Raw genomic sequence first — 21,471 nt, 5'->3', positions numbered from 1 at the left:
CAGCGTATGAGAGCCCTAAAGCCGCATGGCCTATCTCGACAACATCGCCGTTTTCGTCCGTGTCGTCGAGCTTGGCAATCTGTCAGCGGCGGGACGCGACATGCGCATTTCGCCGGCGGTCGCCTCCAACCGCATCAAGGAACTCGAAAAACACCTCGGTGTCAGGCTGTTCAACCGCACGACGCGGCAATTGATGCCGACCGAGCACGGCACGGTATTCTATTCCGGCGCCAAGCAGGTGCTGGAAGCCATCACCGAGGCGGAAGCCGCGGTCAGCGCTTTGTCCGGCCAGCCGCGCGGCACCATCAAGGTGACAGCGCCGCTCGGCCTAGGCCGCCGGCTGGTGGCGTCGGGTATCCCGGATTTTCACGACAAATATCCTGACATCGAGGTGCGGCTAAGGCTTTCAGACCACAATGTCGACATCATGAAGGAAGGCATCGACGTCGCCTTCCGGCTGGGCATCATCGAAGATTCCAGCCTCAGGATGCGCGGCATCATGGAATGCGAGCGGGTGCTGGTGGCGGCACCGAAATATCTGGAGGCGCGTGGCGAGCCGACCGAGCCGCAGGAACTGATCGGCAAGAAGCATGACTGCCTGATGCTGCGCTATTCCGGCGCGCGTGAATATGTGTGGACGCTGCAGACGGCCGACGGCCCGCGAAAATTCGAAGTGCACGGGCCCTACGACACCGACCATGGCGACGTGCTGACCGGATGGGCGCTGTCGGGCCGCGGCATCATCAACAAGCCGCGCTTCGAGGTCGAGCCGTTCATCCGCGACCGGCGGCTGAAGGTGATCCTGCCCGATACGCCGCCGACACCGGTGCAGTTCGCCGCCGTCTATCCGCACAAGAAGCTGCAGGATCCCAAGGTGCGGCTGCTGCTCGACTTCATGGCCGAGCGCTGCCAACGGCTGATCAAGGATATTCTGGCCGGCAAATGATCGCCGGCTGGCCGGTTGCTTCCCGTCCAACCGGCGAAGATAGTCCCTGCGGAATTCACTCACCAGAGAAGACCGATGGCCAGCGGTGCCACAATGCATCTCGCCGTTTCACTGTTTCCGGAAAGCGCTCTTTCCCCTCCCTCCGACGCCGGTCTGGATTTCAGCCTTCTGGCCCAGTTCGTGCAAAAGGCCGAAGCGGCTGGGCTGGACATGGTGCTGCTTGCCGATTCAGCGCTGGTTTCAGGCGGCGACGCACCAAACCGGCAACTGCCCTTCGAAGCGACGACCCTGCTGGCGGCGCTGGGGACGGTGACCAGCAGGATCGGCCTCGTCGCCGCGGCGTCGACGGTCGCCCACCAGCCTTACAATCTGGCGCGCCGTTTTGCCTCGCTCGACATCATCAGCCATGGCCGTTCCGGCTGGAACGCGACGATGATGCCGGATCCGCGCGAGGCTGCCGATTTCAGCCGGCCGGAAGGGTTTTCCCGCGATGATTTCCGCCGACGTGCGGAGGAATTCATCGGGATCGTGCAGGGCCTGTGGCGAGGCTGGGATGCGGACGCCCTGCTGTTCGACAAAAGCGGCGGCCGCTTCTTCGACCCTAAAAAGATGCACCTGCTCGACCATAAGGGAGAATATTTTTCGGTGCGTGGGCCGCTGAACGTGGCGCGCTCACCGCAGGATACCCCGGTGCTCGTCATGTCAGGCCTGTCGGAGCCCGACATAGAGATCGCCGCCCGCTTCGCCGATGTCATCCTGCTGGACGAGCCATCGGTCGCGGGTGCGAAGGCCGACGATCTGATGCGCCGCGCGCTGGCGTTCGGGCGCGGTCCGGGCACGATGAAGGTGCTGATGAACGTCGCACCGGGTTCTGAAACGGCCGCCAGGCCGGACTTGATCGCGGACAGGCTCGAAGAGACCTTCCGATCGAAAAACTGCGACGGTTTCACCATACTCATGCCGCCGGTGCTGTCTGTGCTCAATGACTTCGTCGATCACGTGCTGCCGGAGCTTCGTCGTCGCGGCCTTGTTCGGCCGGATTATCGCGATGCCACGCTGCGCTCCCATCTCGGACTTGCCGGGGACGAGGGACAATGACCGCCCGTCAGATGAAAGTCGGCGCTTTTCTGTGGGCGACAGGCCACCACATCGCGGCCTGGCGCCATCCGCAGGCGCATGTGACGGCGGGTGTCGACATCGACCATTACATCCAGCTGGCGCGGACGGCGGAGGCGGCGAAATTCGATATGCTCTTCTGCGAGGACGCCGCGGGCGTGCGCGAGGCCAATGTCAACATCGCCAGCCAGACGTCACGTTCGATCGGCTTCGAACCCATCAGCCTGCTTGCGGCTCTCGCGGTCCAGACCAGCCATATCGGCCTCGTCTCCACGGCCTCGACGAGTTACAACGAACCCTACGGATTGGCGCGGACCTTCTTGTCGCTCGACCATCTGAGCGGCGGCCGTGCCGGCTGGAACCTGGTCACCTCCGCCAGCCACATCGAAGCCGCCAATTTCGGCTCGACCGGCTTGCGCCCGCATGCCGACCGCTACGAGCGAGCGCGTGAGTTCGCCGAAGTGGTCACCGGACTTTGGTACGGCAAGCTCGATGGAGCTTCCGGATCTGGTCATGACGGCCAGAGCTTTTCGGTTCGCGACCCGCTCGACCTGCCGCGCTCGCCGCAGGGCGCGCCGGTGATGGTCCAGGCCGGCGCCTCGGACGTTGGCAGGGATCTTGCCGCCCGGACCGCTGATGTCGTGTTCACGGCGGCGCAGACATTCGAGGAGGCGAAGGCCTTCTACACCGATCTCAAGGGGCGTCTGGCGGCCTTTGGGCGCGAGCCCGACGACATCAAGATCATGCCTGGCGTCGCGCCCGTGGTGGCCGAAACGGAATCAGAAGCCCACGAGAAGTATGAGGAACTGCAGGAGCTCATCCCAGACGATGTCGGCGTCGCGTTGCTGTCTAGCTATCTCAGCATTTCCGATCTGTGGCGCTACCCCATCGACGGGCCGTTGCCGGAGCTGCCGGCCAGCGAAGGCATGCAGAGCCGGCAGGCTCTCGTCATCGAGCAGTCACGCCGGGACAACCTCTCGATCCGGCAACTTGCGCGACACTTCGCCGGCGCGCGCGGCCACTGGCGCATCGTCGGCACGCCGGCCCAGATCGCCGACGAACTCGAGGCACGGTTCGAGGGCGGCGCGGCCGACGGTTTCAACGTCATGCCATCTTATTTTTCCGGCGAACTCGACGCCTTTGCCGCGCTTGTCGTGCCGGAGCTGCAGCGGCGCGGGTTGTTTCGCAAGGACTATGAAGGCCGCACGCTGCGCGACAATCTGGGCCTGAAGCGGCCGATGTGAACAGCAGGCTATGGATGCGCGCCTGCACGAAAATGCAGCTCGGCTGGACATCAGCTGTCAGCCGGCCATTGCCTCGCCACGAGAGGCGGGGTGCGGAGCGGCTGGTGCGACGGTGTGAGCGACCAGCGCCGTCATGATCTCGGCCGCCGCAAGTGCCGCGATCACGTGCGGACGCTTGTCCTTGACTGCATCGCCGCCGATCGGCGAGACGAGGGGAGCAAATTCCGCCTCGCTGCCGTCCGCCGACTTCAGGAACCAGCTCCTGAACGTCGCCTTTTTGGTCTTCGAGCCGATCATGCCGACATAGGCGGCATCCCGGCGTTTCAGTGCCTCGGCAACGATCAGGAAATCCAGCGCGTGGTCGTGGGTGAGGACTACAAAGGCGCTCCCAGACGGAGCCTCGCGCACCATTGCTTCAGGCATTGGCGTCAGGCTGGTTTCGACCGTGCCCGGCATGCCTTCCAGGGCCTCGGCCCGCGTCTCGACAACGACGACACGGACCGGCAGCAACGCCACCGCCGATGCCAGCGCCTGGCCGACATGGCCGCCGCCGAAGATGTAGACATGCGGCAGTTGCGCTTCCTCGGCTTCCGCCGCCGCAACCAGCTTTTGCGCCAACGCTGCGTCGACCAGCCGGATCAGCACCTCGACCCTGCCGCCGCAGCACTGACCGATCTCGGGCCCGAGCGCGATGTCGAGAGTGGCGCGGATGTCCCTCCCCCTTGAGGGGAGGGTGGCGGCGAAGCCGCCGGGTGGGGTCGCCGCGGCAGTGCTCGACGCTCTGGCGCTGCCTTCAGAGACGACCCCCTCTGGCCGCTCCGCGGCCATCTCCCCCTCAAGGGGGGAGAAAAGCAGCTGTCGTGCCTTGTCGATTGCCATGTATTCGAGTTGGCCGCCGCCGATCGTGCCAAAAATTGCCGCGCCCGAGACGAGCATGAAGGCGCCCTTCTCTCGTGGCGTCGAGCCTTTTGTCCCGGCCACCTCGACCAGGGCGACCCGGCCGGCGCGCGCAAGAAAGGCTTTCAGGCTTTGCACTTTCGCGTTCATCATTCGTATTCCCTGTCGGGAAATATAGAGTTTTTCGGCCTGAATTGCACGCTTTCTGCGATTTCCGAGGCTGGGTTCACGTGCCGGCCTTGGCCTCCTCCTTCAGCCGTTCGATAGCCATCAACACCCGCTCCGGCGTCGCCGGTGGGTCGAGGCGCGGGCAGATCCGGTGGTCGGCAACGCTTGCCACCGCATCCGACAGCGCATGCAGCACCGAGATGCCGAGCGGGAGCGGCGGCTCGCCGACCGCCTTGGAGCGGTGAATAGTCGGCTCGCTCGCTTCAGACCAGTCGGCCAGCGTCACGTTGAAGATCTTCGGCCGGTCCGAGGCGAGCGGGATCTTGTAGGTCGACGGCGCATGGGTCCGCAGCCGGCCCTTGTCGTCCCACCACAATTCCTCCGTCGTCAGCCAGCCCATGCCCTGGATGAAGCCGCCCTCGACCTGGCCGAGGTCGATGGCGCGGTTCAGCGAGCGTCCGGTCTCGTGCAGGATGTCGGTGCGCTCGACCATGTATTCGCCGGTCAGCGTGTCGACCGAGACTTCCGAGCACGCGGCGCCGTAAGCGAAGTAGTAGAATGGACGGCCCTCGCCCTTGTCGCGGTCCCAGTGGATTTTCGGTGTCTTGTAGAAGCCCGCCGCCGAAAGCTGGATGCGGGCCATATAGGCCTGCCTGACGAGATCGGCGAAGGCGATTTCCTGGTTGCCGATGCGCACCCGGTTGGGCAGGAACAGCACCTGGTCGCGCGGAACCTGATATTTTTCAGCGGCGAAATTGGTCAGCCGATCCTTGATCTGCCGGGCGGCGTTCTGCGCCGCCATGCCGTTGAGGTCGGAGCCGGAAGAGGCGGCGGTCGCCGAGGTGTTCGGCACCTTGCCGGTTGTCGTGGCGGTGATCTTCACCTGGTCGAGGTCGATCTGGAATTCTTCCGCCACAACCTGCGCCACCTTGATGTAGAGGCCCTGCCCCATCTCGGTGCCGCCATGGTTCAGATGCACCGACCCGTCGGTGTAGACATGCACCAGCGCGCCGGCCTGGTTGTAGTGGGTGGCGGTGAACGAGATGCCGAACTTGACCGGCGTCAGCGCCAATCCACGCTTGATGAAGCGACTGTTGGCGTTGAAGGCTTCAATGGTGCGGCGGCGCCTCGCATAGTCGCAACTCGCCTCCAGTTCGGCGACGATGCGGTGGATGATGTTGTCCTCGACCTTCTGGTGGTACGGCGTGATGTTGCGATCACTGGTGCCATAAAAGTTCTTCTTACGGATATCGAGCGGGTCCTTGCCGACGGCAAAGGCGACCTCTTCGATGACACGCTCGGCCCCGACCATGCCTTGCGGCCCGCCGAAGCCGCGGAAGGCGGTGTTCGACACGGTGTTGGTGTAGAGCGGCGCCGATTGCGCGTGCACCGCCGGCCAGAAATAGGTGTTGTCGCAATGGAACAGCGCACGGTCGGTGACCGGGCCCGAAAGGTCCGCCGAGAAGCCGCAGCGCGCCGCGAACATGAAATCGACGCCGAGAATATTGCCCTCGTCGTCGAAGCCGACCTCGTAATCGACCAGAAAGTCGTGGCGCTTGCCGGTGGCGATCATGTCGTCGTCACGGTCAGGCCGGATTTTGACGGCGCGGTGGTGTTTTTTCGCAGCAATCGCCGCGAGCGCGGCAAACTGGTTGCCTTGCGTTTCCTTGCCGCCAAAGCCGCCACCCATACGGCGGATCTCGACCGTGACGGCATGGCTCGGCACGCCAAGCGCATGGCTGACCATGTGCTGGATTTCGCTCGGGTGCTGGGTCGAGGAATAGATGGTGACGTCTTGGTCCTCGCCGGGGATGGCCATGGCGATCTGGCCTTCGAGATAGAAATGGTCCTGGCCGCCGATGCGCATTTTTCCCTTCAGCCGGCGCGGCGCCGCGTTGATCGCAGCCGTTGCATCGCCGCGCCTCAGGGTCAGCGGCGGCGTGACCAGCTTGTCCTTGCGGGGATCAAGCACCTCGATGTCGGTGACGAAGGGCAATTCCTTGTATTCGACCTTGGCCAGCCTTGTGGCGCGGCGCGCCTGCTCGCGGGTTTCGGCAATGACGCAGAAGATCGGCTGGCCGAAGAATTGCACCTTGCCGTCGGCAAGCACCGGTTCGTCGTGACGGCCGGTCGGCGAAATATCGTTTTCGCCCGGCACATCGCTGGCCGTCAGCACGTCGACGACACCGGGCGCAGCGCGTACCGCCGACAAGTCCATGCTGGCGATGGTCGCGTGCGTGGCCGTCGAAAGCCCAAGGCAGCCATGCAGCGTACCGGCCAATTCCGGCATGTCGTCGATATAGACGGCCGTGCCGCGGATATGCTTGTGCGCGGAATCATGGCGCTGGTCGGTGGAAACGCCACCGGCGATTTTCTGTGCCTTGAAGTTAGGAGCGTGCGTGGTCATTAAGCCGCCTCGTGCCGCGATACCTGGATCGGCGCCTTGGTGCCGCTGGTCTCGGCGAAGAAGCGCAACAGCAGGTTCCGTGCCGCCAACGCCCGGTATTCGGCGCTCGCTCGCATGTCGGTCAGCGGGGTGAAATCCCTGGCGTACTCGGCCATTCCCGCCTCGACCGTCGCCTCCGTCCAAGGCCTGCCGAGCAACGCCTTTTCCACGCCGAAAGCCCGCTTCGGCGTTGCTGCCATGCCGCCATAGGCGATGCGGATATCCGCCACTGTGCCGTCCCTGGCCAGCGTCAGCAGGAACGCGCCGAGCGCTGCGGTGATGTCCTCGTCACGGCGCTTGGTGATCTTGTAGACAGCGAATTTCATGTCTCGGCCCGGCACCGGGACATGCACGGTCTCGACGAATTCGCCCGGCTGCCGGTCCTGCTTGCCATGGGCGATGAAGAAACCTTCGAGCGGGATCGTCCGCCGCTTGTTGCCCCGGCGCAGCGTCAGCCGCGCACCGAGTGCGATCAGCGGCGGCGGCGTATCGCCGATCGGCGAGCCATTGGCGATGTTGCCGCCGATTGTGCCCATATTGCGCACCTGATCGCCGCCAATACGATCGAACAGCGGCCCGAGCGCCGGGATGCGTTTCGCCAGCGTCGAGAACGCCTCGGTGTAGGTGACACCAGCACCGATCGAGATGATGCCCCTGTCTTCGGAGATAGCGCAGAGCCCGTCGAGATTGCCGATGAAAATCGCCGGCGAAATTTCGCGCATATTCTTGGTGACCCATAGGCCGACATCGGTCGAACCGGCTACGATGGTAGCGCCCGGCTCCTTGTCGAGTAAGGCGGCGAGATCGTCGATATTCGCGGGCACGACCAGCCGCTGCTTACCGGCGCCGATCTCGATGCGCGCACCGTCTTTCATGGCCGCGAGCTTCTCGGCGATCACCTTGCGCTCCGCTGCCAGCGGGTCCTTTGCCGCCTTGCCATAGCTGGAGATGGCGCGGGCGGCCCGTATGATCGCTTCGTACCCGGTGCAGCGGCAAAGATTGCCCTGCAGTGCCTTTTCGATGGCCGCATCCGACGGCTCCGGCGTCCTCATCCACAAGGCGTAAAGCGACATGACGAAACCCGGCGTGCAGAAGCCACATTGCGAGCCGTGGAAATCGACCATCGCCTGCTGCACCGGATGCAGCCTGTCGCCGTCGCCGCGCAGATGCTCGATCGTCACGACATGAGTGCCGTCGAGCGAACCGAGGAAGCGTATGCAGGCATTGACGCTTTGATAGACCAGCCGGCCGGCTGAGAGCCTTCCGACCAACACGGTGCAAGCACCGCAATCGCCTTCGGCGCAGCCTTCCTTGGTGCCGCGCAGCGTGCGCTCGAGCCGCAGCCAGTCTAGCAAGGTCTCCTCAGGCGCGACCGTGGTCAGCGCAATATCCTCGCCATTGAGGATGAAGCGTATCTCATTACGTGTCTTGAACCCAGCCATGCCTCAGCTCCCCCGATAGGTCGAATAGCCGTAGGGCGATATGAGCAGCGGCACATGATAGTGCACCGGCTCGGCCATGCCAAAGCGGATCGGCACGCTGTCGAGGTAGGCCGGTTCCGGCAGCCTCAATCCCTGCCGGCGCAGATAGTCGCCGGCCGCAAATACCAGCTCATATTCGCCGGTGCGGAATTCCGCATCGGCAAGAAGCGGCGCGTCACAGCGGCCGTCCGCATTGGTGACCGCCGTCTTCAGATGCGACCGCATGTCGCCGTCGATGCGATAGAGTTCGATCGACAGGCCTGCCGCCGGCTTGCCGGTCGCGGTGTCGAGGACATGGGTCGTCAGACGTCCGCCTTCGGCTTTCGACGTTTCCGCCACTGGCTGCTCCCATTCCCGGTACACTCAAAACGTGCTTGAACGAATTGTGCGCCAATTAAAGGCGATGCATAAGTCCCGGTCGAGTGAAGTGCTGCAAAAACACTTTCAAAAATTTTCGGGGGAATGCGCAAGCGGCCCTTTCGACTATCCTGATCACACTATCCGGCAGGAGCGACGATGCGTTACGAACGAGACATGCGCGGCTACGGCGCCAATCCGCCGGATCCGAAATGGCCTGGCGGGGCGCATGTGGCGGTGCAGTTCGTCGTCAACTACGAGGAAGGCGGCGAGAACTGCGTCCTGCATGGCGACAAGGCTTCGGAGGCCTTCCTGTCCGAGATCGTCGGCGCCGCACCCTGGCCCGGCCAGCGTCACTGGAACATGGAATCGATCTACGAATATGGCGCGCGCGCCGGCTTCTGGCGATTGCTGCGCCTGTTCACCGAGGCTGAGGTGCCGGTCACCTGCTACGGCGTCGCCACCGCGCTGGCGCGTTCGCCTGATCACGTCGCGGCGATGCAGGAGGCCGGCTGGGAGATCGCCTCGCACGGGCTGAAATGGATCGACTACCGCGACCATGCGCCGGAGGACGAGCGCCGCGACATGGAAGCGGCGATCCAGCTGCACTATGAGGTGACCGGGGCACGGCCGACCGGCTGGTACACCGGCCGCACGTCGATCAACACCGTGCGGCTGGCGGCGGAAGAAGGCGGCTTCGACTATGTGTCGGACACCTATGACGACGAACTGCCTTACTGGTTCGAGCATGATGGGCCGGATGGGTCGGCGAAGCCGCAGCTCATCATCCCCTATACGCTCGACGCTAACGACATGCGTTTCGCCACGCCGCAAGGCTTCAACTCGGGCGACCAGTTCTTCGCCTATCTCAGGGATAGTTTCGACACGCTCTATGCCGAGGGCAACGCAGGACGGCCGCGCATGATGAACATCGGCCTGCACTGCCGCCTCGTCGGCCGGCCGGGCCGGGTCGCGGCGCTGAAGCGCTTCGTCGACTACGTCAAATCGCACGACAGGGTCTGGCTGGCGCGGCGCATCGACATCGCCAGGCACTGGCAAGAGACCCATCCGTTCCGGCTACCGGCGCTGCGCCCGTCGAAAATGGAATTCGAGGCTTTCGTCCAGGCTTTCGGCGTCGTGTTCGAGCATTCGCCGTGGATCGCCGAGCGCGCCTACGAGCTGGAGCTCGGCCCGGCGCATGACAGTGCCGGCGGCCTCCATAATGCGTTGTGCCGTGTCTTTCGCGGCGCCAGCGAGGCCGAGCGGCTCTCCGTGCTCAACGCCCATCCCGACCTTGCCGGTAAATTGGCTCAGGCCAAAAGGCTGACAGCGGAATCGGCCAGAGAACAGGCTTCCGCCGGGCTCGACGCACTGACCGATAAGGAGCGCGAGCTGTTCTCAAAACTTAATGCGGCCTACGTCACGTCCTTTGGCTTTCCCTTCATCATCGCGGTGAAAGGCAAGACCAAGGCGGAAATCCTGGCGGAGTTCGAGGCGCGCATCGGCAACAGCCGCGGCGTCGAATTCGACACCGCCTGCAAACAGGTCGAGCGCATCGCACTGCTCCGCCTCAAGGACATGCTTCCGCAATAGGCTTGGCTTCCACAATTGGCTTTGCCTTCCGCAATAGGCTTTGAACTGATGGATATGAAAATGGCCGACCGAACCTATTACGCGCCGCAAGGCGGCCACCCCGGCCAGAGCGAGCTGCTGACCGGCCGCGCCGTCTTCACCGAGGCCTATGCCGTCATTCCCCGGGGGGTGATGCAGGACATCGTCACCAGCGCCTTGCCGTTCTGGGACAAGACCCGCATCTGGGTGCTGTCGCGCCCGCTGTCCGGCTTCGCCGAGACGTTTTCGCAATACATCGTCGAGGTCGCGCCCGGCGGCAGCAGCGATCGGCCGGAACCGGATGCCGGCGCCGAGGCCGCCTTGTTCGTGGTCGAGGGCGAGCTGACCGTTTTGCTGGCTGGCGAGAAACATGTCCTGCAGCCGGGCGGCTTTGCTTTCCTGCCGCCGGCAACCGGATGGACCGTTCGCAACGAGAGCGGCGCTGCTGTCCGCTTCCACTGGATCCGCAAGGCTTACGACGCCGTCGAGGGCATCGATGTCCCGCAAGCCTTCTTCGCCAACGAACGAGACATCGCGCCCACGCCGATGCCGGGCACCGAAGGCAGATGGGCGACGACGCGCTTCGTCGACCCGGCCGACATGCGCCACGACATGCATGTCACCGTCGTCACGCTCGAGCCGGGCGCGGTCATTCCCTTCGCCGAGACCCATGTCATGGAGCACGGTCTTTATGTGCTGGAGGGCAAGGCGGTCTACCGCCTCAATCAGGACTGGGTCGAGGTCGAGGCCGGCGACTATATGTGGCTGCGCGCCTTCTGCCCGCAGGCCTGCTATGCCGGCGGTCCAGGCAAGTTCCGTTACTTGCTCTACAAGGACGTTAACCGGCATGCCAAGCTTGGCGGCGCCGGCGTCGCGAGGCGCGCGCCATGAGCCGCATCGTGGCGCGCCCGCTGACCCGCGAGAACTTCGCTGAATTCGGCGACGTCATCGATATGGGCGGTGACAACCACTATCCGATCAATGGCGGCAGAGCGGAACGTTACCATGGTCTCGCCACCGTCGAAGCGCAGGGGCCGAATGCATGCGTGCTGGTCTCCATGGTGCGCGGCACGCCTTACGATTTTCCGCTGAAGCTCACCATGGTCGAGCGTCACCCGTTCGGCAGCCAGGCTTTCATCCCGCTGTCGCCGCGGCCGTTCCTGGTTATCGTTTGCCATGATGGCGACGACGGTCCGGGTGAGCCGCGCGCCTTCATCACCGCGCCTGGGCAAGGCGTCAATTACCCACGCAATCGGTGGCACGGCGTGCTTACGCCGATCGGCGAGGCCCAGGATTTTCTCGTCGTCGATCGCGGTGGCGACGGCTCCAATCTCGAAGAGTGCCATTTCTCGCACGCTTACGAGATCGATCTCCCCGATGGGACCGCATGATGACCGAAATCTCGCTGATCGACCGACTGCTCGACGTGATCGAGCACGAGATCGTGCCGAAGACGGCCGAAGGCGTCGCCTATGGCAACAAGCTGTTTGGCGCAGCGATCCTGAGAAAGGACGACCGCTCGCTGGTGCTGGCCGAAACCAACAATGAGACGGAAAACCCGCTCTGGCATGGCGAGGTGCACTGCCTGAAGCGCTTCTACGAAATGCCGAAGGCCGAGCGCGTCGATACCAAGGACGCCATTTTTCTCGCCACGCACGAACCCTGCTCGCTCTGCCTGTCGGCGATCACTTGGACCGGCTTCGATAATTTCTACTATTTGTTCAGCCACGAAGATTCGCGCGACAGCTTCGCCATCCCTCACGACTTGAAGATCCTGAAGGAGGTCTTCACCCTCGACCCCGGCGGCTACAATGCCGAGAACGCCTATTGGAAGAGCTTTTCGATCCGCAAACTGGTGCGGTCGCTGCCCGAGGCCGAGCGCCAGCGGCTGGAAACGCGGATCGGCAATATCTCGGCGCGTTATGACGAACTGTCCAGCGCCTACCAGGCGAGCAAGGCCGAAAACGACATTCCGCTGAGTTGACGCGGATTGACCAGCCGATTTCGTTGGCTGGCCCACGACGCACCGGCAGCGGCTCCATCATGTGGCCGCATGAAAACCGTCACAGAATTTCCCCGCAAGGTCGTCGAATTTCCGGACATGGGCATCGTCATGCCGGATGGCTGCCGGCTGTCGGCGCGGGTATGGATGCCGGCCGATGCTGCCGAGGATCGGGTGCCGGCGATCCTCGAGCACCTGCCTTACCGCAAGCGCGACGGCACGATCTTTCGCGATCAGCTGACGCATCCCTATTTCGCCGGCCAAGGCTACGCCTCGATCCGCGTCGACATGCGCGGCAATGGCGATTCCGAAGGGCTTATGGATGACGAATATTCCGAGCAGGAATTGCAGGACGCCTGCGACGTGATCGCCTGGGCGGCGGCGCAACCCTGGTGCAACGGCAATGTCGGCATGATGGGCATCTCCTGGGGCGGTTTCAACTGCCTGCAGACGGCAGCCAAGCAGCCGCCGGCACTGAAGGCGGTCATCAGCCTGTGCTCGACCGTCGACCGCTACGCCGACGACATCCACTACAAGGGCGGCTGCCTGCTGATCGAGAATTTCGGCTGGGCCTCGACCATGCTGTCCTATTCGTCGCGGCCGCCGGATCCGCTGCTGGCCGGCGACGACAGGTGGCGCGACCTGTGGCTGACCCGGCTGGAGAACCAAGCGTTCCTGGCGCCGCTGTGGCTGAGGCACCAGCACCGCGACGCTTATTGGAAGCGCGGCTCTATCTGCGAGGACTATTCCGCCATCCGAGCCGCCGTGCTGTCGATCGGCGGCTGGCATGACGGCTATCGCAACACCATTTCCCATCTCGCCGCCAATATCGAGGCGCCGGTCAAAGGCATCGTCGGCCCGTGGATCCATAAATACCCGCACTATGCGGCACCCGAACCGCGCATCGGCTTCCTGCAGGAGGCGTTGCGCTGGTGGGACCGCTGGCTGAAGGACATCGACACCGACGTCGAGGCCGACCCCGCCTATCGCGCCTATGTCATGGATAGCGTCCGCCCCGCACGCTGGCATCCCGAGCGGCCGGGCCGCTGGGTCGCGGAACCGGTGTGGCCGTCGCCTGATATCAAGATGCAGGAAGTCGAGCTGATCCCAGAAAGCAGCAAGCCGGTCATCGTCGCTTCGCCGCAAAGCTGCGGCCTCGCCGGCGGCGAATATTTTCCCTTTACCTTCGGCCCGGAACTGCCCGGCGACCAGCGCCCCGACGATGCGCTGTCGGTGTGTTTCGACCAGCCGGTGCTCGCCGAGGCGATCGACATTGTCGGCGCGCCTGAGGTGCGGGTCCAGGTCTCGTCGGACCGGCCGCAAGCGAACATCGCGATCCGGCTGTGCGACGTGCATCCCGACGGCGCATCGGAGCTGATCTCCTACGGCGTGCTCAACCTGACGCATCGCAATTCGCACGAATTCCCCGAGGCTCTGGTGCCAGGCGAAACCGTCGGCGCCCGGGTGGTGCTCGACCAATGCGCCTATCGCTTGCCATCAGGTCACCGCCTGCGTATTGCCGTTTCGAACGCCTACTGGCCGATGATCTGGCCTTCGCCGGAGCCGGTCCGGCTCGACCTGTCGGCGGCAACGCTGAAGCTGCCGTTGCGCTCGCTGGCGCAAGGCGATGAAGTCACGTTCCCCACTCCCGAGGCAGCCGCGCCCTGGGCAACCGAAAAGGTCCGCGCCGCCAATTCAGAACGTCATATCGATCGCGACGAAAAGACCGGAATCGTCACGCTTTCCATGGTCGACGATTTCGGCGAGGTGCGCGATCTGGAGCATGGCCTCGCCAATGGCAGCATTGCCCGTGAGACATGGGCGATCCATCCTGACAATCCGCTGTCGGCCTCGGGCAAGACGCACTGGACCCAGACGCTGTCGCGAAATGGATGGTCGGTGCGCACCGAAACATCAGCCGAGATGCGGTGCGACGCGCAAAACTTCATGGTTAGCGCCAGAATCGAAGCCTATGAAGGTGAGAAACTGGTTTTCGAGCGCAATTTCGAAGAGAAAATCCCGCGCGCTCTGCTTTGAGCGCTTATGCGGATTGGTCCAATTGCGACGTACGATTTACGCCACGGCATGTCGCATTCGGTCTTGCTTACGGCGTTCCCTTGCGGTCATTATTCTCCTCACAAGAAACCATAAAAAACGACCATAAGGTCCCAACAGAGTGAGGAACTCAACATGTCGAACGAACTTGAATTTCTTAGCCGGCGCGTCGCATCCGGCAAACTGAGCCGTCGTGATTTTCTCGGCCGGGCGGCAGCGCTCGGCGTCACCGCGACCTTCGCCAACTCGATGCTTTCAAGTGCGGCACGCGCCGCGGGTCCGGTCAAGGGCGGCACGCTGAAGGCCGGCCTGGTCGGCGGCGAGTCCACCAACAGCCTCGATCCGGCCCTGTTCATGACGCAGGTGCCGTTCGCCTTCGGCAAGATGTGGGGCGAACTGATCGTCGAGCTTTCCCCGGAAGGCACTCTCGAGAACCGCATCGCCGAGGAGATCGGCTCCTCGGACGACGCCAAGGTCTGGACGCTGAAGATTCGTGACGGCGTCGAATTCCACAATGGCAAGACAGTGACCGCCGAGGACGTGGCCGCCACGCTCGAACGCCATTCGGACGAGAAGTCGAAGTCGGGCGCGCTCGGCTATATGAAGGGCATCGAGAGCATCAAGGCCAGCGGCAAGGAAGTCGTGCTGACCTTGAAGGAAGCCAATGCCGACCTGCCCTATCTGCTCAGCGACTACCACTTGATCGTCCAGCCCAATGGCGGCAAGGACAAGGCCGACGCCGGCATCTCGGCCGGACCCTACAAGGTCACCACCAACGAGCCCGGCGTGCGCCATGGCGGCGAGCGCTTTGCCAATTACTGGCAGGCCGACAAGATGGGTCATGCCGACCAGATCGAGATCATCGTCATCAACGACGCCACCGCGCGCACCTCGGCGCTGCAGGGCGGCCAGGTCAACATGATCAACCGCGTCGAGCCGAAGATCGTCGACCTGATCAAGCGTCTGCCGGGGGTCACCATCCGCAACCATGCCGGACCCGGCCACTACGTCTTCATCATGCATTGCAACACGGCGCCGTTCGACAACAACGATCTGCGCATGGCGCTGAAGCTCGCGATCGACCGCGAGGAGATGCTCGACAAGATCCTGAGAGGCTATGGCTCGCTCGGCAACGACTTTCCGATCAACGCGTCCTACCCATTATTCTCCGAGGACATCGAGCAGCGCAAATACGATCCCGACAAGGCCAAGTTCCACTACAAGAAGTCGGGCCATGACGGCGCCGTCCTGCTCAGGACGTCGGACGTCGCCTTCCCCGGCGCTGTCGATGCTTCGCAGCTCTTTCAGCAGAGCGCTGCCAAGGCCGGCATCACCCTCGAGATCAAGCGCGAGCCCGGCGACGGCTACTGGTCGGAAGTCTGGAACAAGCAGCCCTTCTGCGCCTCCTACTGGGGCGGACGCTCGACGCAGGACCAGATGTATTCGACCGCTTACCTGTCGACGGCGGACTGGAACGACACACGTTTCAAGCGTCCGGATTTCGACAAGATGGTGCTGGCGGCGCGTGCCGAGCTCGACGAGGCCAAGCGCAAGGCGATGTATCGCGATATGGCGATGCTCGTCCGCGACGAGGGCGGCCTGATCCTGCCGATGTTCAACCAGTTCATCGACGCGACAGGCGCCAAGGTCGCCGGCTGGGTCGACGATCCGCATCAGGAGCTGATGAACGGATACGCTCTGGCAAAGTGCTGGCTCGAAGCCTGAGCCCGGCCTTGCGGATATGTCCTCACCCATCGTGAAACTGGTGGCCCAGCGCATTGCGCTGGGCATCCTCTTGCTGTTGGCCGTATCGGTCCTGATCTTCGCCGGCACCCAGATCCTGCCCGGCGACGTCGCGCAAGCCATTCTCGGACAGTCGGCAACACCGGAGTCGCTCGCCAATCTGCGCGAGCAGCTCGGCCTCAACGATCCGGCCCTTATCCGCTATTTCCGCTGGCTCGGCGGCGTCGTGACCGGCGATCTCGGCACCGCCATGTCGAGCGGGCAGGATATTGCGACGTCGATCAAGGGACGGCTATGGAACACGCTGTTCCTCGCCTTCTGGGCGGCGGTCGTGGCCGTGCCGCTGGCGATCATCCTCGGCCTGATCGCAGTGCGCTACCGCAATGGCTGGGTCGACAAGCTGATCTCCGGACTGGCGCTTGCCTCAACGTCGTTTCCCGAATTCTTCATCGGCTACGTGCTCGTCTATTTCTTTGCCGTGAAATACCAGATTTTCCCTGGCATCTCGACGGTCTATGACGGAATGCCTTTCGGCGAGCGCATGCAGGCGATCATGCTGCCGGCGGCGGCACTGACGCTAGTAGTTCTGGCTCATATGATGCGCATGACGCGCGCCGCGATCCTCAATGTCATGCAGTCCGCTTATGTCGAAACCGCCGAGCTCAAGGGGCTTTCGGCATTCGCCGTCATTCGCAGGCATGCCTTTCCCAATGCGATCGCGCCGATCATCAACGTCGTCATGCTCAACCTCGCTTATCTCATCGTCGGCGTCGTCGTGGTCGAAGTGATCTTCGTCTATCCCGGCATGGGGCAATATCTCGTCGACCACGTCACCAAGCGCGACGTGCCGGTGGTGCAGGCGGTCGGCCTGATCTTCGCCGCCGTCTACATCAGCTTGAACATCATTGCGGACATAGCGGCGATCATCGCCAATCCGCGTCTCAGACATCCGAAATAGGGGAGCGGGCATGCTCGACATAAAACGCATCCCCATCCCTGCGCTGATCGGCTTGGTGTTGACTGCGCTGTTCGTGCTGGCGGCAATCTTCGCGCCGTGGATCGCGCCGTATGGCAATGGCGAGATCGTCGGCGATGTCTGGGGACCGATGTCGGCGACACATTGGCTGGGCACCGACAATCTCGGCCGCGACCTTCTTTCGCGCATGATCTACGGCGCCCGCGTCACGCTGTTCATCGCGGTGCTGGCCACCGCGCTGTCGTTCTCGCTCGGCGCCATCCTCGGCTTCTCGGCGGCGGTTTTCGGCGGCTGGTTCGATACGCTTATGTCGCGCCTCGTCGATCTCCTGATGTCGATCCCGACGCTGATTATGGGCCTCGTCGTGCTCTCGGTGCTTCCGACCAATCTGGTGACGCTGATCCTGGTCATGGGCATTCTCGACTCGACCCGCGTCTACCGCCTGTCGCGGGCGGTCGCCGTCGACATCAATGTCATGGATTTCGTCGAGGCGGCCAAGCTGCGCGGCGAAGGCAGCACGTGGATCATCTTCCGCGAGATCCTGCCCAATGCGTTGTCGCCGCTGGTTTCGGAACTCGGCCTGCGCTTCATCTATGCCGTGCTGTTCCTGTCGACGCTGTCGTTCCTCGGGCTCGGCGTGCAGCCGCCTAGCGCCGACTGGGGCGGCATGGTCAAGGAAAACAAGGACGGCATCGTCTTCGGCATCGCGGCGGCACTCATCCCCGCGGCGGCGATCGCGATGCTGGCGATTTCCGTCAACCTTGTCGCCGACTGGGTGCTCAACCGCACGACAAGCCTGAAGGGAGGGCGCGGGTGATGGCTGACCAGCGAGCAAAGTCCATGCTGCTCGACATCCGCAATCTGCGTATCGAGGCCACGGTGTTCCCGCCGGGCGAGGCGCCGAAGAACATCGTGCTTGTCCACGACGTCTCGCTGACACTCGAGAAGGGCAAAGTGCTCGGCCTGATCGGCGAGTCCGGTGCCGGCAAGTCGACCATCGGCCTGGCGTCTATGGGCTACGGCCGCGGCGGCGTGCGCATCACCGGCGGCGAGGTCATCCTCAACGGCCGCGACATCCTCAAGGGCGGCAAGGAGGGCTTTCGCAAGCTGCGCGGCTGCGAGGTCTGCTATGTCGCGCAATCGGCTGCCGCCGCGTTCAACCCGGCGCACAGGCTAATGGACCAGGTGGTCGAGGCGACGCTGCTGCACGGCACGGCGACGCGGGCCGCGGCCGAAAAGCGCGCCATCGCGCTGTTCAAGAAGCTCAGCCTGCCGAATCCCGAAAGCATCGGCGAGCGCTTTCCGCACCAGGTGTCGGGCGGTCAGCTGCAGCGCGTGATGACGGCGATGGCGCTGTGCTCCGAGCCCGACCTGATCGTCTTCGACGAGCCGACCACGGCGCTTGACGTGACGACGCAGATCGACGTGCTGGCGGCGATCAAGGACGCTATCCGCGACACGCATGTCGCGGCGCTGTACATCACTCACGACCTTGCCGTCGTAGCGCAGGTCTCGGACGAGATCATGGTGCTGCGCCATGGCCGGCTTGTCGAATGGGGCGGCACCCGCCAGATCATCAAGGAACCGCGCCAGGAATACACCAATGCGCTGGTCTCGGTGCATGAGATCGAGCACCAGGAGCAGAAGCCCGGCACGACACCGTTCCTGTCGGTCAAGAACATCACCGCCGCCTATGGCCGCAGTCATATCAAGGTGCTGAAGAACGTCTCGGTCGACATCTATCCGGGCCAGACGCTGGCCGTGGTCGGTGAGTCCGGTTCGGGCAAGTCGACGCTGGCGCGCGCCATCACCGGCCTTTTGCCACCCGAAGAGGGCACCGTCACCTTCGATGGACGTCCGCTCGCCAACCGGCTTGCCGATCGGCCGAAAGAGGATCTCCGGCAATTGCAGATGATCTACCAGATGGCCGACGTGGCGATGAATCCGCGCCAGACCGTCGGCACCATCATCGGCCGGCCGCTTGAATTCTATTTCGGTCTGCGTGGGAGGCAACGTGACGCCCGCGTCGCCGAGCTGCTCGACAAGATCGAGATGGGCAAGGGTTTCGTCGACCGCTACCCGGCCGAGCTTTCCGGCGGCCAGAAGCAGCGCGTCTGCATCGCCCGCTCGCTTGCCGCCAAGCCGAAGCTGATCATCTGCGACGAGGTCACCTCGGCGCTCGACCCGCTGGTCGCCAATGGCATCCTGAAGCTGCTGCTCGAGCTGCAGAAGGAGGAAAACGTCGCCTATCTGTTCATCACCCACGACCTCGCCACGGTGAAGTCGATCGCCGATTCGATCGCCGTGATGTATCGCGGCGAGGTGGTGCGCTACGGCGCCAAGAGCCAGGTGCTGGCGCCGCCCTTCGATGCCTACACCGACCTTCTCTTGTCCTCAGTCCCCGAAATGGAGATCGGCTGGCTGGAAAAGGCGATCAAGGGACGGCGCATGGCCAGCGCGGGGAATTAGACACCCCGGTGGCGCTGAAGACAAAACTTCTGCTGATCATCCTCGACGGCGTGCCTTATCGCAACTGGCGCCGGCTGATGGGCAATCTCGAAGGCTGGGTGCTATCGGGCGAAGCGCGCGTCTGGAAGATGCGCTCCGTGCTGCCGTCGACCTCGGCCTGCTGCTATGCCTCGATCCACACCGGGGTGGCGCCGCAGGTGCATGGTATCCTGACCAACGAGAACCGGTTCCGCGTCGAGCAACCGGATATTTTCTCGGAGGTCAGCAAGGCCGGTGGCAAGACCGGCGCGGTCACCCATTCCTACTGGTCGGAATTCTTCCGGGCCTATCCTTTCGACCTGGTCGAGGACATGGAGTTCGACGAGCCGGGCGGGCCGATCACGCATGGCCGGTTCCACACCATGACCGGCTACAATGCCCGCAACCAAATGACGCCGAGCGACGTCGACCTGTTCGCGACGCTGACCATGCTGACCAGACGCCACGGCATCGACTACGGCATCCTGCACACTTGCACGCTGGACTCGATGGGCCACCGCTTCGGCCACAACTGCCATGAGATGGACCAAGCCGTCTATGCGATGGACGGCATGCTCGCCGCCTTCCTGCCGCGCTGGCGGGAAGCCGGCTACGAGGTGATCGTCACCGCCGATCACGGCCAGACCGATCGTGGCCATCATGGCGGCCATGACGACGAGATGCAGGATTTTGCGCTTTACTATTTTGGCCCAGGCAAGGGGCCAGAAGCCGATACGCTGCTCGACCAGCTGCAGCTTGCGCCGACGGTGCTTGCGCGCCTCGGCGTGCCGGTGCCGGCCACGATGAAGGCCAGGCCGTTTCTCGACTGAACGGGTGACTGGCCCGCTTGCTTGCGGAGAACATGAAGCCCAGGGGGATGCGCGAGGCCAATGGAGGCTGGATACAGCAGTTAAAGTTCGAGACAGACCTTGCCAAAATGCTTGTGGGACTCGTAGTGCTTGAAGGCATGGACGATCTCCTGCAGCGGAAAACCGCGGTCGATAGCAGGCTTCAAACGGTTGGCCTCTATGGCACGAATCATGTCTTCTTGGTCTGCCCTGCTGCCAATCGAGATTCCGCTGACCCTAATCTGATTGGAAAACAGGGCCGGAATCGAAACTTGTCCGGCAAAGCCAGTCAAGACTCCGATCAGTGCGATGTGGCCGCCCATCCTGCAAGCTGTTATCGACTGCGCCAACGTGCCGGGCCCGCCAACCTCGATCACATGATCGACGCCGCGTCCGTCCGTCAAAACCCTTGCGTTCTGGCCCCAATCCGGCACTGCCTTGTAATTGACGACAATGTCGGCTCCAAACCGCTTGAGCTTCTCCAGCTTCTCCTCCGATGAAGAGGTGGCAATAACCCGAGCGCCCGCAATCTTTGCGAATTGCAGCGCGAACAACGATACACTTCCCGTGCCAAGGACCAGCACCGTATCACCGGGCTTTACCTGGCCGCACACCATAAGGGCTCTCCAAGCGGTGACCCCGGCGCAGGTAAGCGTTGCCGCCTCCCTATGTGTGAAATCGGCCGGTGCCTTTGTGAAAGCATGCGAGGGCATGCACACATATTCGCGGGCATAGCCGTCAACATCATCTCCCAATTCGCCCCTCTTATTGGCAGGCGTCGGATCGCCGGCCAGCCAATCGGGCCAATATGTGCTGACGACGGCATCTCCGACCTTGAACTCGTGAACATCGTCTGAGACCGCAATCACGTCTCCGGCGCCATCGGACAGCGGGATACGGCCATCGGCGCACGGTTTCTTTCCCAGCGCCACCATGCTGTCGTGGAAATTCAACGAACACGCCCGGATCCTGACCAGCAACTCACCCGGGCCTGGTTCCGGACAATCTTCTTCGAGCAGCTTAAGATTTTCCAAGCCACCCGGCGCTTTCAGCCTAATCAGTCTCATGGAAAGCTCCTTCCGACCGCGCAAGGC

General features: G+C 63.4%; 18 protein-coding genes. 13 read left to right on the top strand and 5 right to left on the bottom strand.

The genetic code is table 11. The annotated features are described in order from the left end of the window. Nucleotides 1-25: 25 nt before the first annotated feature. The 3 genes from NKH36_RS01445 to NKH36_RS01435 all read left to right on the top strand — a co-directional run bounded on the left by NKH36_RS01445 (nucleotide 26) and on the right by NKH36_RS01435 (nucleotide 3,306). On the top strand, nucleotides 26-946 hold the full coding sequence (locus NKH36_RS01445; RefSeq protein ID WP_352959797.1) for a LysR family transcriptional regulator: 921 nt from the start codon (nucleotides 26-28) through the stop codon (nucleotides 944-946). A gap of 75 nt (nucleotides 947-1,021) precedes the next feature. Next, on the top strand, nucleotides 1,022-2,044 hold the full coding sequence (locus NKH36_RS01440; protein ID WP_352959796.1) for an LLM class flavin-dependent oxidoreductase: 1,023 nt from the start codon (nucleotides 1,022-1,024) through the stop codon (nucleotides 2,042-2,044). Further along, a complete protein-coding gene (locus NKH36_RS01435) occupies nucleotides 2,041-3,306 on the top strand; it encodes an LLM class flavin-dependent oxidoreductase (RefSeq protein ID WP_352959795.1) in 1,266 nt (421 codons plus the stop codon). Before NKH36_RS01440 ends, NKH36_RS01435 begins: the two co-directional genes overlap by 4 nt. Nucleotides 3,307-3,363: 57 nt before the next feature. On the opposite strand, the gene xdhC is transcribed toward NKH36_RS01435, so the two are convergent. The 4 genes from xdhC to uraH form a co-directional block, all read right to left on the bottom strand. Further along, nucleotides 3,364-4,353, bottom strand: a complete 990-nt coding sequence (xdhC, locus tag NKH36_RS01430; protein WP_352959841.1) for a xanthine dehydrogenase accessory protein XdhC — start codon at nucleotides 4,351-4,353, stop codon at nucleotides 3,364-3,366. A 76-nt stretch (nucleotides 4,354-4,429) separates the two neighbouring features. Then, a complete protein-coding gene (xdhB, locus tag NKH36_RS01425) occupies nucleotides 4,430-6,778 on the bottom strand; it encodes a xanthine dehydrogenase molybdopterin binding subunit (RefSeq protein ID WP_352959794.1) in 2,349 nt (782 codons plus the stop codon). Next, nucleotides 6,778-8,259 carry a xanthine dehydrogenase small subunit gene (gene xdhA / locus NKH36_RS01420; protein ID WP_352959793.1) on the bottom strand — a complete coding sequence of 494 codons (1,482 nt, stop codon included), beginning with the start codon at nucleotides 8,257-8,259 and terminating at the stop codon, nucleotides 6,778-6,780. The genes xdhB and xdhA overlap by 1 nt, the downstream gene beginning before the upstream one ends. Nucleotides 8,260-8,262: 3 nt before the next feature. Then, on the bottom strand, nucleotides 8,263-8,637 hold the full coding sequence (uraH, locus tag NKH36_RS01415) for a hydroxyisourate hydrolase (RefSeq protein ID WP_352959792.1): 375 nt from the start codon (nucleotides 8,635-8,637) through the stop codon (nucleotides 8,263-8,265). 177 nt (nucleotides 8,638-8,814) lie between these two features. Here uraH and puuE point away from each other — a divergent pair, with 177 nt between their 5' ends. The 10 genes from puuE (at nucleotide 8,815) to NKH36_RS01365 (ending at nucleotide 20,359) form a co-directional block, all read left to right on the top strand. Further along, nucleotides 8,815-10,248: an allantoinase PuuE gene (puuE, locus tag NKH36_RS01410; protein ID WP_352959791.1), complete on the top strand. Its 1,434-nt coding sequence runs from the start codon at nucleotides 8,815-8,817 to the stop codon at nucleotides 10,246-10,248. 60 nt (nucleotides 10,249-10,308) lie between these two features. After that, entirely contained in the window at nucleotides 10,309-11,157 is an 849-nt protein-coding gene (locus NKH36_RS01405) for a bifunctional allantoicase/(S)-ureidoglycine aminohydrolase (protein WP_502911939.1), read from the top strand. After that, nucleotides 11,154-11,657, top strand: coding sequence for an ureidoglycolate lyase (locus tag NKH36_RS01400; RefSeq protein ID WP_352959789.1), 504 nt, complete (start codon nucleotides 11,154-11,156; stop codon nucleotides 11,655-11,657). The genes NKH36_RS01405 and NKH36_RS01400 overlap by 4 nt, the downstream gene beginning before the upstream one ends. Then, complete coding sequence (locus tag NKH36_RS01395; RefSeq protein ID WP_352959840.1) at nucleotides 11,657-12,250, top strand: nucleoside deaminase; 594 nt, start codon at nucleotides 11,657-11,659, stop codon at nucleotides 12,248-12,250. Before NKH36_RS01400 ends, NKH36_RS01395 begins: the two co-directional genes overlap by 1 nt. A gap of 69 nt (nucleotides 12,251-12,319) precedes the next feature. Further along, nucleotides 12,320-14,305 (top strand): CocE/NonD family hydrolase, encoded by a 1,986-nt coding sequence (locus NKH36_RS01390; protein ID WP_352959788.1) that lies wholly within the window; start codon nucleotides 12,320-12,322, stop codon nucleotides 14,303-14,305. Between the two features lie 153 nt (nucleotides 14,306-14,458). Continuing rightward, complete coding sequence (locus tag NKH36_RS01385) at nucleotides 14,459-16,048, top strand: ABC transporter substrate-binding protein (RefSeq protein ID WP_352959787.1); 1,590 nt, start codon at nucleotides 14,459-14,461, stop codon at nucleotides 16,046-16,048. Between the two features lie 16 nt (nucleotides 16,049-16,064). Next, the gene (locus NKH36_RS01380; protein ID WP_352959786.1) at nucleotides 16,065-17,024 is read left to right on the top strand and encodes an ABC transporter permease; all 960 of its coding nucleotides are present in this window, start codon (nucleotides 16,065-16,067) and stop codon (nucleotides 17,022-17,024) included. Nucleotides 17,025-17,034: 10 nt separating this feature from the next. Then, the gene (locus NKH36_RS01375; protein ID WP_352959785.1) at nucleotides 17,035-17,859 is read left to right on the top strand and encodes an ABC transporter permease; all 825 of its coding nucleotides are present in this window, start codon (nucleotides 17,035-17,037) and stop codon (nucleotides 17,857-17,859) included. Continuing rightward, nucleotides 17,859-19,511, top strand: coding sequence for an ABC transporter ATP-binding protein (locus NKH36_RS01370; RefSeq protein ID WP_352959784.1), 1,653 nt, complete (start codon nucleotides 17,859-17,861; stop codon nucleotides 19,509-19,511). Before NKH36_RS01375 ends, NKH36_RS01370 begins: the two co-directional genes overlap by 1 nt. A gap of 8 nt (nucleotides 19,512-19,519) precedes the next feature. Then, complete coding sequence (locus NKH36_RS01365; protein ID WP_352959783.1) at nucleotides 19,520-20,359, top strand: alkaline phosphatase family protein; 840 nt, start codon at nucleotides 19,520-19,522, stop codon at nucleotides 20,357-20,359. An 80-nt stretch (nucleotides 20,360-20,439) separates the two neighbouring features. Here NKH36_RS01365 and NKH36_RS01360 read toward each other — a convergent pair whose 3' ends face one another. Beyond that, the gene (locus NKH36_RS01360) at nucleotides 20,440-21,444 is read right to left on the bottom strand and encodes a zinc-dependent alcohol dehydrogenase family protein (RefSeq protein ID WP_502911945.1); all 1,005 of its coding nucleotides are present in this window, start codon (nucleotides 21,442-21,444) and stop codon (nucleotides 20,440-20,442) included. Nucleotides 21,445-21,471 lie beyond the last annotated feature (27 nt).

The sequence above is a fragment of the Mesorhizobium sp. M1312 genome (assembly GCF_040318115.1).
Taxonomy (GTDB): domain Bacteria; phylum Pseudomonadota; class Alphaproteobacteria; order Rhizobiales; family Rhizobiaceae; genus Mesorhizobium.
This window is presented reverse-complemented; position numbering and strand designations above follow the sequence as displayed.

Excerpts from the sequence above, each read along its gene's own strand:
- NKH36_RS01400 (WP_352959789.1), top strand. The coding sequence starts at position 11,154 with ATGAGCCGCATCGTGGCGCGCCCGCTGACCCGCGAGAACTTCGCTGAA.
- xdhC (WP_352959841.1), bottom strand. The coding sequence starts at position 4,353 with ATGAACGCGAAAGTGCAAAGCCTGAAAGCCTTTCTTGCGCGCGCCGGC.
- NKH36_RS01375 (WP_352959785.1), top strand. The coding sequence starts at position 17,035 with ATGCTCGACATAAAACGCATCCCCATCCCTGCGCTGATCGGCTTGGTG.
- NKH36_RS01435 (WP_352959795.1), top strand. The coding sequence starts at position 2,041 with ATGACCGCCCGTCAGATGAAAGTCGGCGCTTTTCTGTGGGCGACAGGC.
- NKH36_RS01385 (WP_352959787.1), top strand. The coding sequence starts at position 14,459 with ATGTCGAACGAACTTGAATTTCTTAGCCGGCGCGTCGCATCCGGCAAA.
- NKH36_RS01360 (WP_502911945.1), bottom strand. The coding sequence starts at position 21,444 with ATGAGACTGATTAGGCTGAAAGCGCCGGGTGGCTTGGAAAATCTTAAG.
- NKH36_RS01370 (WP_352959784.1), top strand. The coding sequence starts at position 17,859 with ATGGCTGACCAGCGAGCAAAGTCCATGCTGCTCGACATCCGCAATCTG.
- NKH36_RS01445 (WP_352959797.1), top strand. The coding sequence starts at position 26 with ATGGCCTATCTCGACAACATCGCCGTTTTCGTCCGTGTCGTCGAGCTT.
- NKH36_RS01380 (WP_352959786.1), top strand. The coding sequence starts at position 16,065 with ATGTCCTCACCCATCGTGAAACTGGTGGCCCAGCGCATTGCGCTGGGC.
- puuE (WP_352959791.1), top strand. The coding sequence starts at position 8,815 with ATGCGTTACGAACGAGACATGCGCGGCTACGGCGCCAATCCGCCGGAT.
- NKH36_RS01405 (WP_502911939.1), top strand. The coding sequence starts at position 10,309 with ATGGCCGACCGAACCTATTACGCGCCGCAAGGCGGCCACCCCGGCCAG.
- xdhA (WP_352959793.1), bottom strand. The coding sequence starts at position 8,259 with ATGGCTGGGTTCAAGACACGTAATGAGATACGCTTCATCCTCAATGGC.
- NKH36_RS01440 (WP_352959796.1), top strand. The coding sequence starts at position 1,022 with ATGGCCAGCGGTGCCACAATGCATCTCGCCGTTTCACTGTTTCCGGAA.
- NKH36_RS01390 (WP_352959788.1), top strand. The coding sequence starts at position 12,320 with ATGAAAACCGTCACAGAATTTCCCCGCAAGGTCGTCGAATTTCCGGAC.
- NKH36_RS01395 (WP_352959840.1), top strand. The coding sequence starts at position 11,657 with ATGACCGAAATCTCGCTGATCGACCGACTGCTCGACGTGATCGAGCAC.
- xdhB (WP_352959794.1), bottom strand. The coding sequence starts at position 6,778 with ATGACCACGCACGCTCCTAACTTCAAGGCACAGAAAATCGCCGGTGGC.